Source organism: Acinetobacter lwoffii, from assembly GCF_024129855.1.
GTDB lineage: Bacteria > Pseudomonadota > Gammaproteobacteria > Pseudomonadales > Moraxellaceae > Acinetobacter > Acinetobacter lwoffii_L.
Genome location: NZ_JAMXXC010000006.1, coordinates 1 through 17,709 on the forward strand (window position 1 = coordinate 1; position 17,709 = coordinate 17,709).

General features: G+C 44.4%; 18 protein-coding genes and 4 tRNA genes. 2 read left to right on the forward strand and 20 right to left on the reverse strand.

Going from position 1 to position 17,709, the window contains the following annotated elements:
* The 19 genes from NI465_RS06760 to NI465_RS06850 form a co-directional block, all read right to left on the reverse strand.
* The coding region (locus NI465_RS06760) for a GTP-binding protein (protein ID WP_248604099.1) at positions 1-145 on the reverse strand (145 nt) is incomplete at its 3' end.
* Between the two features lie 150 nt (positions 146-295).
* A tRNA-Thr gene (locus NI465_RS06765) sits at positions 296-370 on the reverse strand.
* A gap of 17 nt (positions 371-387) precedes the next feature.
* Positions 388-463 (reverse strand) — tRNA-Gly (locus tag NI465_RS06770).
* Between the two features lie 38 nt (positions 464-501).
* A tRNA-Tyr gene (locus tag NI465_RS06775) sits at positions 502-585 on the reverse strand.
* Between the two features lie 56 nt (positions 586-641).
* A tRNA-Thr gene (locus NI465_RS06780) sits at positions 642-717 on the reverse strand.
* A 98-nt stretch (positions 718-815) separates the two neighbouring features.
* Positions 816-2,309, reverse strand: a complete 1,494-nt coding sequence (gene trpE / locus NI465_RS06785) for an anthranilate synthase component I (RefSeq protein ID WP_253144757.1) — start codon at positions 2,307-2,309, stop codon at positions 816-818.
* A gap of 108 nt (positions 2,310-2,417) precedes the next feature.
* On the reverse strand, positions 2,418-3,086 hold the full coding sequence (locus NI465_RS06790) for a phosphoglycolate phosphatase (protein WP_086044201.1): 669 nt from the start codon (positions 3,084-3,086) through the stop codon (positions 2,418-2,420).
* 78 nt (positions 3,087-3,164) lie between these two features.
* Complete coding sequence (locus tag NI465_RS06795; protein WP_253144760.1) at positions 3,165-3,824, reverse strand: FHA domain-containing protein; 660 nt, start codon at positions 3,822-3,824, stop codon at positions 3,165-3,167.
* 62 nt (positions 3,825-3,886) lie between these two features.
* Positions 3,887-6,148, reverse strand: coding sequence for a type II secretion system secretin GspD (gene gspD, locus NI465_RS06800; protein ID WP_253144761.1), 2,262 nt, complete (start codon positions 6,146-6,148; stop codon positions 3,887-3,889).
* Between the two features lie 38 nt (positions 6,149-6,186).
* Entirely contained in the window at positions 6,187-7,041 is an 855-nt protein-coding gene (locus NI465_RS06805; protein ID WP_168730652.1) for a type II secretion system protein N, read from the reverse strand.
* Positions 7,041-7,784, reverse strand: a complete 744-nt coding sequence (gspN, locus tag NI465_RS06810; RefSeq protein WP_253144763.1) for a type II secretion system protein N — start codon at positions 7,782-7,784, stop codon at positions 7,041-7,043. The genes NI465_RS06805 and gspN overlap by 1 nt, the downstream gene beginning before the upstream one ends.
* Before the next feature lie 182 nt (positions 7,785-7,966).
* Complete coding sequence (locus NI465_RS06815; protein WP_026055760.1) at positions 7,967-8,293, reverse strand: H-NS histone family protein; 327 nt, start codon at positions 8,291-8,293, stop codon at positions 7,967-7,969.
* Positions 8,294-8,434: 141 nt separating this feature from the next.
* Positions 8,435-8,863, reverse strand: coding sequence for an acyl-CoA thioesterase (locus NI465_RS06820; protein ID WP_253144765.1), 429 nt, complete (start codon positions 8,861-8,863; stop codon positions 8,435-8,437).
* An 8-nt stretch (positions 8,864-8,871) separates the two neighbouring features.
* Complete coding sequence (locus NI465_RS06825; RefSeq protein WP_253144766.1) at positions 8,872-10,065, reverse strand: heme biosynthesis protein HemY; 1,194 nt, start codon at positions 10,063-10,065, stop codon at positions 8,872-8,874.
* 6 nt (positions 10,066-10,071) lie between these two features.
* Positions 10,072-10,911, reverse strand: a complete 840-nt coding sequence (locus tag NI465_RS06830; protein ID WP_253144767.1) for a hypothetical protein — start codon at positions 10,909-10,911, stop codon at positions 10,072-10,074.
* A complete protein-coding gene (locus tag NI465_RS06835) occupies positions 10,908-11,687 on the reverse strand; it encodes a uroporphyrinogen-III synthase (RefSeq protein ID WP_180087585.1) in 780 nt (259 codons plus the stop codon). Before NI465_RS06835 ends, NI465_RS06830 begins: the two co-directional genes overlap by 4 nt.
* Positions 11,687-12,610, reverse strand: a complete 924-nt coding sequence (gene hemC / locus NI465_RS06840) for a hydroxymethylbilane synthase (RefSeq protein WP_180087584.1) — start codon at positions 12,608-12,610, stop codon at positions 11,687-11,689. The genes NI465_RS06835 and hemC overlap by 1 nt, the downstream gene beginning before the upstream one ends.
* 108 nt (positions 12,611-12,718) lie before the next feature.
* Complete coding sequence (locus tag NI465_RS06845; protein ID WP_004278633.1) at positions 12,719-13,459, reverse strand: LytR/AlgR family response regulator transcription factor; 741 nt, start codon at positions 13,457-13,459, stop codon at positions 12,719-12,721.
* Positions 13,460-13,528: 69 nt separating this feature from the next.
* Positions 13,529-14,683 carry a sensor histidine kinase gene (locus NI465_RS06850; RefSeq protein ID WP_180087583.1) on the reverse strand — a complete coding sequence of 385 codons (1,155 nt, stop codon included), beginning with the start codon at positions 14,681-14,683 and terminating at the stop codon, positions 13,529-13,531.
* Between NI465_RS06850 and argH the strand changes: the two genes are divergently transcribed.
* On the forward strand, positions 14,674-16,104 hold the full coding sequence (gene argH / locus NI465_RS06855; protein WP_171501402.1) for an argininosuccinate lyase: 1,431 nt from the start codon (positions 14,674-14,676) through the stop codon (positions 16,102-16,104). The genes NI465_RS06850 and argH overlap by 10 nt on opposite strands.
* Before the next feature lie 15 nt (positions 16,105-16,119).
* Positions 16,120-16,389 carry an oxidative damage protection protein gene (locus tag NI465_RS06860; RefSeq protein WP_004278636.1) on the forward strand — a complete coding sequence of 90 codons (270 nt, stop codon included), beginning with the start codon at positions 16,120-16,122 and terminating at the stop codon, positions 16,387-16,389.
* 662 nt (positions 16,390-17,051) lie between these two features.
* On the opposite strand, the gene pgsA is transcribed toward NI465_RS06860, so the two are convergent.
* Positions 17,052-17,639 carry a CDP-diacylglycerol--glycerol-3-phosphate 3-phosphatidyltransferase gene (gene pgsA, locus NI465_RS06865; RefSeq protein WP_016806864.1) on the reverse strand — a complete coding sequence of 196 codons (588 nt, stop codon included), beginning with the start codon at positions 17,637-17,639 and terminating at the stop codon, positions 17,052-17,054.
* Positions 17,640-17,709: the final 70 nt, after the last annotated feature.

Sequence of the window (17,709 nt, forward strand, 5' to 3'; positions counted from 1 at the left end):
CAGCGTAGTCTTTCGCTTCGCCACCGAATTTCTTCGCACATACAGTTGCAATTGCAGCTGTTAAAGTTGTTTTACCATGGTCAACGTGACCGATTGTGCCCACGTTAACGTGTGGCTTATTACGTTCAAACTTAGCCTTAGCCATGTTAATCTTCCTCGTTTACGTCGAACACAATTCTGAGTAAAACCCAGCTCCGACATATCGTTTAAAAAAACCGAACACCAAATACTTGAAAAGCAGACTAAATAGCCTGCTTTTGGAATTTCTTTGCAACAAAGTTGCTAAACTGTAATCTGGAGCTCTTATCGAGATTTGAACTCGAGACCTCTCCCTTACCAAGGGAGTGCTCTACCACTGAGCTATAAGAGCAAATATTAGTACTTCAATGGAGCGGGAGACGAGGGTCGAACTCGCGACATGTAGCTTGGAAGGCTACCGCTCTACCAACTGAGCTACTCCCGCACGATGTTGGTACAAACCACTTATTGAAGTCTTAAAATTGGTGGTGAGGGAAGGATTCGAACCTTCGAAACTTTCGTAGCGGAGTTACAGTCCGCCCCCTTTGACCGCTCGGGAACCTCACCATTTTTTACACTTACATCAGTGCTGTTCTTTACTTCACACCACCAAACTTCTAAGATGGTGCCGGCACACGGATTCGAACTGTGGACCTACTGATTACAAGTCAGTTGCTCTACCAACTGAGCTATGCCGGCGTTTCTTAGTGTTTCGTACGTTTCGTATCGGAACGGTGTGCAGTTTAGCAAAACTCAGAATCCTTGCAAGTGTTTTTTTCAAAAAAAACGTCAAAAACTCATAAAATCAAACCATTTGATGATAATTCAACCGCTTTGATCACTGCGCGAGCTTTTATTTGGGTTTCATTCCACTCAGATTCAGGATTTGAGTCGGCAACTAACCCTGCTCCAGCCTGAACATAGACCTTATTTTCGCGAATGACACAGGTACGAATCGCAATCGACATGTCCATTTCGCCATGCCAGCCTAAATAACCAACAGCGCCACCGAAAATTCCACGTTTTACCGGCTCAACTTCATCAATAATTTCCATGGCACGGATTTTTGGCGCGCCTGAAAGTGTACCAGCAGGGAAAGTTGCTTTAAAAACATCCAGAGCATCGACATCATCACGCACTTCACCCTGCACATTGGAGACAATATGCATCACATGCGAATAACGTTCGATCACCATTTGATCAGTCACCTGCACTTTGCCAATTTTTGCGATACGCCCTACATCATTACGTCCCAAGTCAATCAGCATGACATGTTCGGCAATTTCTTTTTCATCGGATAATAGGTCTTCCTCAAGCGCCAGATCCTCTTCTTTGGTTTTGCCACGTGGACGGGTTCCCGCTAATGGACGAACTGTGGCAATACCATTTTCCAGACGGGACAGAATTTCAGGAGAGGAACCGACAATATGGAATGGCGTGTTATTTTCCAAGGTCTGCCCTTGCACCAGGAACAAATACGGCGATGGATTGAGATGACGCAGCGCACGATACACCTGTAGCGGGTCACCGTCGAAGTCAGACACCATCCGGTGCCCGGGTACGACCTGCATTACATCTCCAGCACGAATATACTCTTTGACCTTTTCCACCGAAGCAATGAAGTTGTCATGTCCGGTGAGGGACTCGAAATGTGGCGGACTATGTTTTTCAGCTTTAAGACTGATGGGCGTGGCAAGAATATTTTCTAATTCATTTAATTGTTCATGTGCTTTTTCATAAGAACCCGGAGCAGTGGCATCAGCATGTACGATCAGGAACAAGGTATCTTTTAAATTATCAAACACGATGACGGTTTTAGACAGCATCAGCCAGATATCGGGTAAACCAACCGGATCTGCTTCAGGCACATTTTTTAACTTCGGCTCGATATAACGCACAGCGTCGTAACCAAAGTAACCAACTAATCCACCAGTAAAACTCGGCAAGTCCGGCAATTCTACCTGGGTAGGCACCTTAAATTGCGCCTGAAAATCACGGATATATTGAAATGGATCAGCACAGTGCTGTTTTTCAATTGAAGCATCTGCATGCTGTACCGTCAGTTCGCCTGCATTGCAGGAAAATACAGTAGATTCACCTAGTCCAATAATCGAATAGCGTGCCCAGTTCTCTCCGCCTTCTACGGATTCAAATAAATAAGCCTGCTGATGCTGTTTAAGGCGTGCAAAAATAGAAAGTGGTGTATCGGTATCTGCCAGACGCTGACGATAAACAGGAATGAGATTATAGCCTTGTGCAGCAAGTTGCTGGAATTGTGCTTGAGTGGTCATGCGGTTTTTCTCTTTAAATTAGGGTTACTCAGTATGTAAATAGAATTGAACTGAGCGACGCCATCGAAAAACCTTACAACTATTCATTTTCTTTCCTTAGTATGCGTATTAGGCAAGTAATTCTCTAAGATCATCCACAATCTGCTGCGGCTGACAATCTGCAATATTTTCACCATGATTATAGCCATAGCTGACCACAACACAATCAATCCCGGCGCGGCGTGCGGCTTCAACATCATTGGAAGAATCGCCAATGAGCAAGACCTGTTCTTTGCTCACCTTATAATGTTCGACACAGTGCAACAACTGGCGTGGGTGCGGCTTACGTTCAGTAAAACGGTCGCCACCAATGGTATCGGCAAAATAATGAGCCATATCCAAGGTATCTAAAATGCTGCGGGCAGGAAGTTCAGGCTTATTGGTCACACAAATCAGGGTTTTACCTTGGGCTTTAGCCCAGTCCAGAAATTTCAGGATTCCCGGAAAAGGAACGGTATCGACGCAGGGATCGACATTATAGATATCCAGAAAAGTCGTTAAGAGTTCCTGATGCTGTGCCGGTGTGACTTCACCCACCAGATGCTGGAGTACACTTTCACAGAATATCGACGTGCCCTTACCTACCCAGGTCCGTACCTGCTCTTCAGTCACCAGAGGCAATTGCAGCACATTCAGGCTCATATTCATGGCGCGATACAGATCATGTGCTGAATCCACCAAGGTACCATCCAGATCAAACAAGATCAGTTCACGCTTTTCTAATTGTGCAATAGACATCCCGACCCTCTTTTATAATGTGCGCAGCCACAAAAAAGGCATGCGCTATGCATGCCTTGATTGTAACCAATCATCAGCTTATTTGAACAACAACCAAGCCATAATTGCCAAAATAATCAGCACAATCACTGAAATCAAACCTACAGATACATTTTTCTGGGTTTCTTTTTCCTGTTCTACACGTGATACAGGCTGCTCAACCGGAATTGGGGTAGGCTCTGGTTTTACCGCATTAATGTCCACGCCTTCCGGAATAGGTGCCGGTTTTGGAATACCGACATTGGTTGGCATGCCATCACGGGTTAATTGTACCGTAGCATCACGATGTTTCAGTTCCGGCATTCCCTGATCATTCATTTGCTGTGCAGGTGTAGGCTCAGCGACTTCGACCTGTTCCACGACTTTTTCTGCGGTTGCTTCAATTTCTGCTGGAACCTCTACTGCAGCCGCAGGCGCCAGTACTGAAAATTTCAAACTGGCAAACTGAACAATGTCATCCTGCTTTAATAAGGTTTCCTGCGCAATTTGCACATCATTGACGAAAGTGCCATTCGATGAACCCAAATCCTGCACCCAGAGCGCATCATCCTTCAGTAAAAATGCCGCATGCTTACGGGAGATTTCCGCAGCCTGCAAAACAATATCTGCCGCCTGATGACGCCCCACCAGCATGTCACGGTCAATGCTAATTTCCTGTCCTGTTAAGTCGCCTGTAATCGCGTGTATTTTCCAAGTCATGAAAGTTACTTCTCTGTTCTCTTTGACATTATCATAACATGCTGTCTGCAAATGCGAATGGCTTAGCTTTTGGGTCTAAGTGTGGTTGTTGTAACGGTATTTTTACTTTTTTCCACCTGCTGAACAGGTTGTGCCACTTGTCGCTGAATCACTGGTTCTATCGCTACCGGCGTAACGACTACATTGGCTGGTTGCGCCTGAACGGGTGCGGTCGGCACAGTTTGATAAGTCGAGTTTTGTAATGGCGTTCTGGATACTGGAATTCGCTGCTGATATACATCTTCAACACTTTCTGGCAGCTTGGCAAAGTTCCCATCTGAATCGAGTGCGAGTTGCAGACTATATAACTGACTATAACGTTGCTGGGTCAGTTTACGCACTGCATTTTTATCCCCCACAATGGTTGGATGGATAAAGATCAATAAGTTACGTTTTTGATTGGACTTACCTTCTGAACGGAATAAACGTCCCAAGCCTGGAATCGCACCCAAACCTGGCACCGCTTGGCGTCCATAACTGGTGTTATCCGAAATCAGACCGCCAAGCACAATAGTTTGTCCATGTTCGGCCAGAATTGAGGTTTTGATCGCTCGCTTGCTGGTAACCAGATCCTGCGCCTGCCCTTTACTGGCTTTGACATCAGAAACTTCCTGTTCCACTTCCAGGCGTACCGTACCATCTTCGCCAATATGTGGAACCACCTTTAAAGTGACCCCGACATCCTTACGTTCAATGGTGGTATAGGGATTAGCAACTCCAGCAGCGCCTGTAGATACTGAGCCTGTCACAAAGGGTACGTTTTCACCCACTACAATATAGGCTTCTTCGTTATCCATGGTCACGATCGACGGCGTAGACAACAGGTTGGATTTAGTGGTTTCTTTAAGTGCCTGAATCATCGCGCCATACAGACGTCGGGAACCATCACTGCCTTCACGATAATCACCGAGTACCAGTGAACTGCCCGCGCCTACGGCACTTGCAGCACCTGCACCACCACCGGTGAGATAACCAGCCGCAATATTTTTCAGACTAGTCCCAAAATTATCGAAGTTCACCAGCCCAATCCCACTGCTGATATCACCCAAGGCCCATTGCACACCGAGTTGATCCGCATCGGTTCCTTCCACTTCAATAATCGCGGCTTCGATCAGCACCTGTTGACGGCGGATATCCAGCTGGTCAATCGCTGATTCAATTTCCCGCATCAGTTGCGGATCCGCTTTCACCACCAGAGAATTTTGTGTGGTATCGGCAATAATACTGACGCCATTGCCATTAAAGCTGGTAATTCCGCCCTGCTCATTATTCATGCCGGTATTCAGCTGAATGCCTGAAGAGGTGTTACTACTCGAACCGGTAGTCGTATTGTTGTTATTTAAATTACTGCCAGAACTGAGCGAAGACGAGTTTGAGGATGTGCTGCCTGAATTTGAATTACTGTTCACCGCCTGCCCGCTTACCAGCCCCTGCAAGATTTCCGCAAGATTTTTGGCGCTGGCATATTTCAGACGAAAAACTTTTAAACCACCCAAACGATCCGCAGCCGGCACATCCAGAGTTTCGATCACTTGACGCACCCGTTTGCGCGTCGTGGGATCACCTTTGATGATAATCCGGTTGGTACGGGTATCTGCAATCACCCGCACCCGCGAACCGCGGACATCTTTAGCTCCGCCAGTGGCAGTCATGGACTCGATCAGTCCAATCATTTCTTCGGCCTGACTGGATTGCAAGCTCACCGCTTCAATATCATTTTGACCGGTGCCATCCAGATTACGAATAATAGTTTCCAGCTGGTAAATATTGCTGGCGCGATCCGACACAATTAAGGCATTCGTCCCGGGCACCGCCGCCAGATGGGCAAACTGCGGCATTAAAGGACGTAATGCAGGAATTAGATCATTCGGATTAGTATTTTCCAGCCACAACACCCGAGTCACAATCTGGTCACCACTGGCACGACTTCTGGCATCATAGGGAATGCCTGAGCTTTTGACATTACTGTCCGGAACCAGCTTGATGGTATTCCCCGAAGGAATTGCCACCACACCGTTGACATTCAGTACGCCTAAAAACAGGTCATAGACTTCATTTTTATTCAGGGCTTTATTGGAAATGACTGTTACGTTGCCACGTACCCGCGGATCGACTGCAAAGTTTTTGCCGGTAATATCGGCCACTTCATTAATGAATGCAGTTAAGTCAGCATCTCGAAGGTTGATTTTCCAGGTTTGTGCATAACTCGCCGTACTGACTATAGCCATTAACGGTGCGGCCACACAGAATGCCCATGCTGATCGATTATTATTAAATAAAGCCATAAACTTTCGTGTTTCCTAACCCTATGCGTGATGACACATCACTTCAAATCTTGTTGTATGGTCATCACCTGATCACCACGTTTTATTTCGAGTTTGACCTGACCTTCACGTCGAGCCTGTTCCAGTAATTGTGCTTCGGTCTGTCCCTGACTCAGCGTCTGGCCATTTAAAGACAAAATCCGGTCGCCCGGTCTTAAACCCAGGCGATTACGCAGTGCAGCCGGCGTCCGTGAAGTCACTTCATAACTACCATCTGCTGCACTCACCCCCATATTCTGTAAATACTGGTCCTTGTTTTCCTGCATCTGCTGGATGGCCCGACCAATTTCATTCTGTGGCGAAGGCTGCTCAGGCATACCACTGTTAGAAGGCATAGCAGGCATTGAACTTGAAGATACGGATGTTTCCGGCACAATCGGCTGATTCAAGCCATTTTCCAGACCTTTGAATAAGACTTCCTGAGTAGCACCTGTGGATCGACGTAAAATAACCCGATCCCAATACACTTCAGCCAACTCAAAACCGCTATTGGCCAGCATTTCCCCGACACGGTAACGATCGACCTGATCATTAATTTTCAGTACCGCAGAAGAGTTATAACTTGGACTGGCAACCACCACCCCTTGTAAAATGATATTGGCCGTTTCAACCACACCCGCAGACTGCCCAACTTCCTGAAACAGTGAAAATGCACTGATATTCGGAATTTGTGCCTGTTGCGAGCCCAGTTCAACCCGATCCAGCTGCATGGCTTGTGGTGGAGCAATCAGCAACCAGAACAAAGCCGCCAGCTTCCAGCATAGATACAGGATGAGCAGTAACAAAACCACAGGTGCAGCACGATTGATCTGTTTCAGTTCAATATTTTTTAAATCATTCAGAGAAACTGCCATCAGTTCAAGCCTCCCATTAAGGGTTGGCGGGTACTGATTACATAGGTATCTAATCCGGCTTTACCTTCATAGGAAGGCGCATTCATTAAAAAGCGTTGGGTGAGCTGGATATCCAGCATCAGACTCGGATCAAGCTTGATATTCAGCATACGTTGATCGCGACTATCCCGAACACCAATTAACAGCTGTCCGCTTTCATCTGCGAGTTGTCCAGTCATGGCGGGTACATTTATGCGTTCCTGACGCTGGGCAAAGGTATAAATCAGCTCACCACCCACCCATTGCATTTGCCCGGCCACCTGACTAAAGCCCTGATCTTTTTTATATTTAAAATCCAGATCTTTAAACTGAATCGCAGTACTCGGCCATTGCCAGTCTGCAACTTTTTTTAAGGTTTCAGGCGCGACCTGCCCTTCAAGATTTTTGACAATTAAAGATTTATTCAGACCATAGGCCATGATCCCGGAAAGCTGGGTATTGCCACTATGCAAATCCACATGTGCTCCAACTCGCAGCAACAGCAAATCCAGCGGCCGTACTTTCCAGTTCAGACTGCCCCGAAGATTGCCTTTTTTCCAGTCCGCACTTCCCTGCCAGATATTTCCGTTTACATTATGCAAAGTCTGGTTATTTTTATAAAATTTTGAAATTAACCAGGCTGCTGGCACTTGTAATACGACAAAAATAAAAAATGCAACAAGAGCAAGGATCAACCATCTTAAAGTTTTCGGTTTACTGCTCATCCCCACCACGACCAATCGCTCAAGTCCAAATCCCCATTTATAATTTTCCCCTTATACCCACACATTATGCACACTTTTCTGCCAACGCCAATTCATAGATATAAAAAAACCAAGCAGGTATGCTTGGTTTAATGATCATAGACTGTCTGTATGACAGCCTAATGACCAGATCAAATGAAGGCTTAGATCAGGAAATCGTCCAGCTTTGCGCCTTTTTCCAATTCAGCCACCAACCAGCGCGGCTGTTTACCACGGCCAGTCCAGGTATCGTCCGGATTGCTTTTGCTACGGTAACGCGGTTCAACCGACTTACGTGATGATTTCTTACGTTTAGACGCACCAAATTCAAGTAACTGTTCAACTGTCATACCAACTTTCTCGGCAACTGCCAGGATTTGCTGATAAGCATCTTCAATCTCTTGATCTTTTTTTGAAGCAATCAATGACTCTGCTTCTGCTTGTAAACGTTTTAACTCTTCTACTGATAAATGCGTAATATCTGGCATAATGCTCTCCGAAAAATAATATTATTCGTTTTGTTAAATAATAGCCCCATCATATTTATATTAAATAAAACATTCAATATAAAACCTTAAAGCAATAACAATAAAGTTTAAAAAAAATTACAAAATAAAATGCTTCATTCATTTTTAAATTTCATGTTGAACAGTTAATTCAAGTGCTTTGATTTTTTCGCGAATATGTTCCGGAATTTCTGTTTTCTGCATGGTCTTTTTATCAACACAGACAATAACTGCTTCTGAAGTAGCCACAATACTTTGCTGCTTTTCACTCCATAATAGATATTGCATTCTAACTGCACTATTGCGAATTTCCTCAATACGTGCTGCCACTTTTAAATGATCAGGAAAAACCACAGGTTTTAAATAACGGCACTGATTGGAAGACACTACCGTAAATACCGGTTCATTATGTATATCTAATATCCCCAGATAAGCCAGACGTGCACTTTCGACATAACGGTAGTACATGGCATTATTGACATGTCCAAAAGCATCCATGTCACCCCATGCCACTGTTTGTTCATACACTACTGGATATTGTTTTAATTCTGACATCATTATTCTCAAGTTTTAATTTCTATAAAGTTTACATTCGACTCAAATACTGCATTTAACTGCTGTAGCAAGTCCTCCCGATCTTGTAAGGCAGCTTTAATTCTTAAATAACTCATCCGGATATCATCCGGATACAAGTCAAGTAGTTGCTGAGCTTGATCTGTATAGCCTGTGGCTTGCAACACATGCCATTTCGCAAAGCTTAAAATCGGCAATGCTGGATATTTGGCTTCCCAGTATGAAATCTGTTGTGCAATCGCATCATAATCTGGATTTTGCCGCAATAACTGTTGCTGGAACCACAAATAAAAGACATCCTGATTAAATTGCTGTTCCATTAAATGAATCGCAAGCACTTCATGCTCGGCACTCATTTCTGGCATTCTAAATAATAATTTCAACCATAATAATTTGACCGAATAGTCACGATCAAATATCTGAGGTTTTAAATCTAAATAACGTTGCTGTAAATAAAATAAATCGTCCTGTGTGGCTTGATCATAGGCCAATAATAATTGTTCCAGCCATGTTTTTTTTACTTCTTGGTCCAAATGCCCATATTGGGTCGAACGTAAATATAACCAGGGAAACTGCATGGCAAATACTCCCCATAATGCAACAAGACGCTGCTCATAGGCGGTTTTAACCTGTATTAACCAAGGTGATAATTCATGCTGATTTAAAAACTCTAAATGGGTAAGTGCTTGTTCACCTTGCTGTTGTGATAAATAAATTTCAATCCGCTGTAATTCTGCCAATTCAAATGCCATGGGATTGGACTGATTTAAAGCAGTTAATGCATGGGTATATTGCTGTTGCCCCCAAGATAAACGTGCATCAATAATATGTTTAAGTAAACCCGACTTAGTAAAAGACTGCTGAATAAAGTCCCGCTGATCCTGCGCAGCGTTTAATAACCAGATCACGGCCAATTGTTCATAAGGGTGCAAGCGGGAAAAACTAAAGACTGTTTCAGTTTTACGCTTTTCACGACTGCGATACTGCTTGATCGCATACCAGATGCAATGCATCAGAAAACTTACACTGACCAAGGATGCGGCCAAAAACCAGAGGGTGGTTTGTAACTGCCACTCGCGCCAATACAGATAGACATAGCCAGCCCCATGTCCATAACTCAAGATACTCAGCCCCGCAATGCCAAGTAAGCAGACAAATAAATAGGCCAGCAGAATCTGTTTCATAAGCAATTAGCCCACTAGGGTGCGTGTGTTTAATAATGGAATCGGAGTAATCGGGGTAGCCTTGATTTGATTCAATTGCTGAATCCATTTTTGGCTCTGCGCATCCGGCAATTGTCCCAAAACTTCAATCACGGCATTCAGTGCTTGCTGAAAAGCGACAGATTGGTCTTTTTGCAAGGTATTTTGTGCGATGAGCAAGCGCAACTGGGCCTCTTTCAGTACCAGATGCCGTTGCATCAAGACTGTGCTTGGCTGATCTGCGGATTCAACCTGAATCCAGCGCTGCCAGAAAGAGCGTTGAGTTTCTGGACGCTGACGATGTGGTGTCTGAATTTCTTTTTCAATTTCAGCATCCATCTGCACCAGGATCTCTTTTACTTTATTTTGCTGCACTAATCGACTGTTCACGAATTTTTTCAGCATGTCCTGATCTTTTGCAATCACTTGCTGCAAACTGCTGACCAAGGCAGGCGCTAAAATATAATCATCCAGCTCATTAGATAACTGAGTTAATTTCTCAATCGCAGTGGCGTATTGTTGCTGTTGTAGTGCAAATTCGATCAGATCCAGATGTTGCTGCACCAAGACAATATCATTTTGCGTTGCATCAGTTGCCGCTTCATTTACTGACGCTTTCGCTGAAGTAGCTCCAGCACTTTCCTGCTGAGCAGAAATCTGGCGTTTTAAAGCCACAAACTGATCATTGAGATTGGCATTTTGCTGCTGTAACTGATTAATGCTTTGATTAAATTCAGTCTGTGCTGTATTCAGAACATGAAGGTCGTAGCTGAGCTTGACCAGCCATGACAAACTTAAGATGAACAATACAATGAATAGTTTCTTCATGCGTTCCCTAATATCAGCCCCATTTTCTGCAAGATCGTATTTGCGTCTAAATCATCGATTTTTACGAATTGAAAACTTGCCTGATGCTGCTGTTGATATTCCCCAAGAATATTGGCCAAACGTGGCCCCAAAACCAAATAACAGGCTTGCTGTATAAACTCCGCATTCCTCTGCAAGAGTATCAGCCAGTTTAACCAACTTGCCTCACTGGTGATTAGCACTGCAAAACGCTGCTGTGTCTTAAGCAGCGCCAAATTCTCTGCCAAAATCGTTGCCGTCGTTTTAGGACATTGCCGCCGGTACAAAATAAAGTTTAAAACTTTAATATTGCTGGCACGTAAATGATCCATCATAAATTGACGACCACCTTCTCCGCGCCAGAAAGCCACACCTGAACCAGAAGCCAGTTGCTTCAACACAGGCAATTGCAGCATGCCTTCCGAAGTTTCGACCTCAGGCACATGACTATGAATGCCATAGCTCGCCAGTGCCTGTTCAGTGGCTTTTCCCACTGACACCCAATGCACCTGCGCCAAGGCCGAGAGCTTAATACCCGCCTGTTGTAAATATTGCATGCCAATCTGAGCGGCCGTCGGACTGACCACCACAATAATCTGTGCCTGCTCCAGCTGCTGATACAAAATCGACAGCTCATCGGAATAAGGCATGGCATGCAGTTCGAGCAAGGGCAATTCCAGAACAGACACCTGTGCTGCCTGTAACTGTTGAGTCAAGCCTGTAGCACGATCACTGGGGCGAGTATTAATCAATAACATCAGTGTGAATAGAGTACTTTCAGCAACTCGCCAGCACCTTGATCAAGCAGGTCTTTTGCCAGCTCTACACCCAATTGCTCCGCAGCTGCCATTTTGCCAGTATGCTGTGCCCGGAGCAAAACTGTTCCATCGACACTGCCCACACGACCTTCGATTGAAATCACACCCTCTTTGAGCGTGGCATAACCAGCAATCGGCACCTGACATCCGCCTTCTAGATAGGCATTAAAGGCACGTTCGGCACGTACACACGCATCTGTATCCGCATGCAGGAGTGGCTGAATCAAGTCCAGCACCGTCTGATCATGAGTACGGCATTCCAGTCCCAATGCCCCTTGACCCACGGCCGGCAGACTGACTTCAGGCGTCAGAGTATGACGAATACGTTCTGCCAGACCCAAGCGTTTTAAACCGGCACTGGCCAGAATAATCGCATCATACTGGCCTGCATCCAGTTTAGATAAACGTGTGCCGACATTACCGCGTAAATCGATAATGTCCAGATCTGGACGCTGTTTTAAAATCTGGGTTTTACGGCGCAAGCTTGAGGTTCCGACTTTGGCGCCTTGTGGCAATTCTTCAAAACTAGTGTAGGTATTCGACACAAAGGCATCTAAGGGATCTTCACGTTCACAGATCACTGCCAGACTCAGACCTTCGGGCAAGGCCATCGGGACATCTTTCATGGAATGCACAGCCAGATCTGCACGACCATCCAGTAAAGCGGCTTCTAATTCTTTTACAAACAGTCCTTTTCCACCAATTTTAGCCAGTGGTGTATCTAGAATTTTATCGCCCTGTGTAACAAAAGTGACTAACTCGACCTGCAAACCAGCGTGCAAATCTTGTAGGCGCGCACGGATGTGTTCCGCTTGCCAAAGCGCAAGTGGACTTTGTCGAGTTGCAATTTTTAGGGTCTTCATAAATTTCAATAACAGTAAATGAGAACAATAGTCTAAACTTAACCTGCTCACTTGAAAATGCAAGTGAATTTATACAAGTTTCAACTCAATGCTCTCATTCATCCCCTGCTAAAGCTTTTGAATCCGATCTCGTAAAAACGGTAAATGTCGCCGACTAACCGCCAAACGATCGTCCAGCTCACGACAACGTACCTGATACTGACCAGAACTCACCACTTCCAGACCATCCAGATAATGCACCGAGATCAAGGCATTACGATGAATCCGGATAAACTGGTTCCCAAACTCCTGCTCTAACTCCTTTAAGGTTTCATCAATCAATACACTGCCGTTTTTATGACGCACAGTGACATATTTCTGATCCGCCAGAAAATAATAGATATTTTCAACTGGCACCAATTCGACACCACGATAGGTTTTTGCCGCGATCTGCTGGCGGCTGATATTGATTTCGTCCATATTTTCTTTTTGTTTTAGTTGGCTCATTTGAGCTTGGGTAAGTTTAGTTAAGTGCTCTAAAACCTGTGCCAATTCCTGTTGCATCACCGGTTTAAGCAAGTAGCCTTCGGCATTTGATTTAAATGCATCCAGCGCATGTTGGTCATAGGCCGTACAAAAGACAATAGCCGGCATTGGATCCAGTTGACGCAAATGTTGCGCACAAGCCAGTCCATTCATTTCAGGCATTTGAATATCTAATAGGATGACATCGGGTTCGTATTGGTGAGCCAGATCAATCGCTTGACGGCCATGGCTTGCTGTCGCCACCACATCATGCCCCAGTTGAGAGACCAAACGTGATAAACGCTCGACGGCCAAAGGCTCATCATCACAAATCAGGATGTCCATTTCTCCTCCTTACCCAGTTAACATCATCAGATGAATGATAAAGCTAACTGCGATTTCTTTGATTTATTTTTATTTATATTGATATCGCACTACCGTCGTAAACATCCCTTCGCCGGCAAAGGTTTGAAAAGTCACACTGGGTCCATAATAAGCTTGCAGACGCTGTCTGACATTTTCTATTGCAATACCATGTCCCTTTTTTAAAGTTTTATTATCCTGTGCATAAGGGTTCGTTATGATGATATTAATTTGATTTTGCAATATTTCAACCAATATGCTTATGGTACTCTTTGTAAGAATTTTTTCAACTCCATGGAAAATACTATTTTCTAGCAAGGGTTGTAAAGTTAATAATGGAATTTGAACTTGTGAGTATAAGTCTTTGTTTTCTAAATTCCATTCGACCTGCAAACGCTCACCTAGACGGATCTGCTCAATCTCCAGATAGCGCTGGCACAGATCAATTTCCTCCTGCAGGCTGACCAGTTTTAATTCCTGAAAACTGGCACGAAATAACCGTGACAAATTCAGCAGCATGTGCTCGGCTTTATCCGGATTGATACTGATCAGGCTGATCACACTGTTCATGCTGTTAAACAGGAAATGCGGCTGAATCCGTGCCTGCATGGCCTGAATCCTAGCATTCAACTCACTATGCTGCTGCTGCTCCCATTGCTCACGCAAATAAAGATAGCGAAAACAGAAAGTTCCCAGCAAAATTCCCAGACTTAAATGGAGTCCGACCCGATCCAGCGCAATCGCCAGGTTTAAATCCTGAAAATTAAAATTCTGTCCAAAATATATCAAGATATTCAGGTTCACCGTAGTGAGCAGTACAATTGCCTGTAACAGCAGAAATCCAGAAATCAAAGCCAGTTTGATTCCCATACGTTGAAAGGCTTGATGGAACAGCTCGACCAGTGCTGCAAAACATAACAGTACCCAGTTGATATACAGGATATATTGCAGCAGGTGCATTCCATTCAAAGCCTGCCAGGATTGCGCTTCTGCAAGCGCCAGAATCATGGCCAGAATATTGCCGCCAGCAAACAGTTCCAGCAAATAGCGTAGATTGCCGATCTGGCTAAAAAAATAGGAATTTTGCGTCTGTTCGTTTATCGATGTAAAAGATTGAGCAGATGTGACTTCGGCAATGGGCTTTGAATTTGTTATACTCTTTTTCGTTCTACTGCTTTTAATCTGATTGAGCCGACATGACCACATCTTCTAATTCCTCTAATCCATCACACGCCCAGACTTCGGGTATGTGGGGCGGTCGTTTCTCTGAAGCGACTGATGCTTTTGTTGCTGAATTTACAGCATCTGTTCAATTTGACCAACGTTTTTATAAACAAGATATTGCAGGCTCGATTGCCCATGCAACCATGCTGGCAAAAGTGGGCGTACTGACCACGCAAGAACGCGATGACATTATTGAAGGTCTGACAGCGATTCAAGCCGATATTGAAGCAGGCAACTTTGAATGGCGCATTGATTTAGAAGATGTCCACATGAACATTGAGTCACGCCTGACTCAACGTATCGGCATTACTGGCAAGAAACTGCATACCGGTCGTAGCCGTAATGACCAGGTGGCTACAGATATCCGTCTTTATGTACGCGATGAAATCGATAGCATCCTAGAATTACTGAAAAAATTACAAAAAGGTATTTTAAGCTTAGCGGCTAAAAACACCGACACCATCATGCCAGGCTTCACCCACTTGCAAACCGCTCAGCCAGTGACTTTTGGTCATCATCTCATGGCTTGGTTTGAAATGCTGGTACGCGATTCAGAACGTCTGATTGATTGCCGTAAGCGTGTCAACCGTATGCCGCTTGGTTCTGCTGCACTTGCAGGTACTACTTATCCAATCGACCGTGCTTATACTGCTGAACTGCTAGGTTTTGAAGCTGTTGCTGAAAACTCGCTGGATGCAGTATCGGATCGTGACTTTGCGATTGAATTTAATGCCGCTGCATCTTTAATTATGATGCATTTATCACGTATGTCTGAAGAACTGATTCTATGGACATCTGCACAGTTCAAATTCGTGAATATTCCAGATCGCTTCTGTACTGGCTCTTCAATCATGCCGCAGAAGAAAAATCCGGATGTGCCTGAACTGGTACGTGGTAAAACCGGCCGTGTCTATGGCGATTTGATGAGCCTGCTGACTTTAATGAAAGGCCAACCTCTAGCCTATAACAAAGACAATCAGGAAGATAAAGAGCCATTGTTCGATGCGATCGATACAGTTCGTGGTTCACTCATGGCATTTGCTGACATGATTCCTGCACTGGTTCCAAACATTGCTGAAATGCGCGAAGCAGCGCTGCGTGGTTTCTCAACTGCGACTGACCTAGCTGATTACCTGGTGAAAAACGGCGTTGCATTCCGTGATGCGCACGAGATTGTAGGTAAAGCGGTTGCACTCGGTGTACAAGAATCTAAAGACCTGTCTGAATTGACACTCGAACAACTGCAACAGTTCTCTGACCTGATTCAAGCAGACGTATTTGAAAAAGCCCTAACTCTTGAAGCTTCGGTGAATGCCCGTAATCACATTGGTGGCACCGCGCCTGCTCAAGTGAAAGCAGCCATTGAGCGTGCACATGCGCGTTTGGAACAACTTTACGCATAATTTTGGAGTATGGATATGTCTCGACAAGTTTTTTGCCGTAAGTATCAGGCGGACATGGAAGGTTTAGACTTTGCTCCATTCCCGGGGCCAAAGGGTCAGGAATTGTTTGACACCGTGTCTAAACAGGCTTGGCAAGAATGGCTAAAACACCAGACTACGCTAATTAATGAAAAGCGTTTGAACGTGTTTGAAGCAGATGCGAAAAAGTTTCTTGAAGAACAGCGTGAAAAGTTCTTTAACAATGATGCATCCCTAGAAAAAGCCGAAGGGCTGAAGCCTGAGTAAAAAAGAAAGCACTGCTTTTCTTTTTTACGTAAGACAAGGACGAAGTCCGCGTAGACTTTAATCTAAAAGAATCTCCAACTTTGGAGATTCTTTTTTATGTGTTGTTCTAAACATTACTCAAGACCAGCTAAGCACATAGTTTTGAATGTAAAGAGCTCCCCATACAGAAGCTTTTCACATTAAAGCCCTGCTTTTCTTTTGTTACACGAGACAAAGATGAAATCCGCGTAGGCATAAATCTATCCCCTATCTCAAGGGATTTTTTGACTAAATCTAGCAAATCTTACTAACCAATATTTAGGGCACAAAAAACAGATTTTCACTTATCCTATTTCGTCTATCGAGTCAGTCACTATCCTACTGAAAAACATTTAGATTTGTATCAAAATAATGGATTGTAAAAGCAATATACAGAGTATTCACAAAACACAACATTCTGCTACAAGAAGCCACATGATTAAAAAAAACTGTCTCTCTATAATGAGCCCTAAGAAGATGAGATATCTTTGAATAACTATAATAATAAGCAACAAATACCCCGATTTCATCCCAGTTCTTCCCCCAAAGACTGGGTATTTTTTTGCCTGCAATTTGCCGATTGGCTTGATAATTTAAGCGCATAAAAAAAGCCCCCTTTCAAGGAGCTTCTCTTTTCATTTCGATTAAGGCTGTTTCAGATATGGCCAAGCCGCTTTCAGATAAATGAACATCGACCATAAAGTGAGTACCACTGCGGTGTATAGCAAGGCATACGCCAGCATTTCTAGCGGTGGCCAGTTCAGCAGGAATACGGTGATAGCGATCATCTGAAAAGCGGTTTTGTATTTACCCACTGTTGAAACCGCAACATTGGTCCGCGCACCGAGTTCTGCCATCCATTCACGCAGGGCTGAAACGGTAATTTCACGCGAAATAATTACAATCGCAGCAAAAGCCATCGACATGGAAGGCTGCCATTGCACCAATACAATCAGTGCAGCTGCGACCATCAATTTATCTGCAACCGGATCGAGAAACCGCCCAAAAGCGGAAGTCTGGTTTAATGTACGTGCCAGATAGCCATCAAACCAGTCCGTTACCGCAGCCACCACAAAAATCGTGGTCAAAATAATATGCCGCGTCATGTCGGGGTTATGGGCATCAAAGCCCATTGCAGGTGGCCAGTAAGCCACCAATAAAAATACCGGAATAAGAGCGATACGCGCCAAGGTCAAGATATTTGGAATATTCAGGATACGACCTGTAGTCATAGACACCGCCAATTTTTCCCCTCATGTACGATGAAAATGCACACTTTTTTAGAGGTTTGATCCATCATTA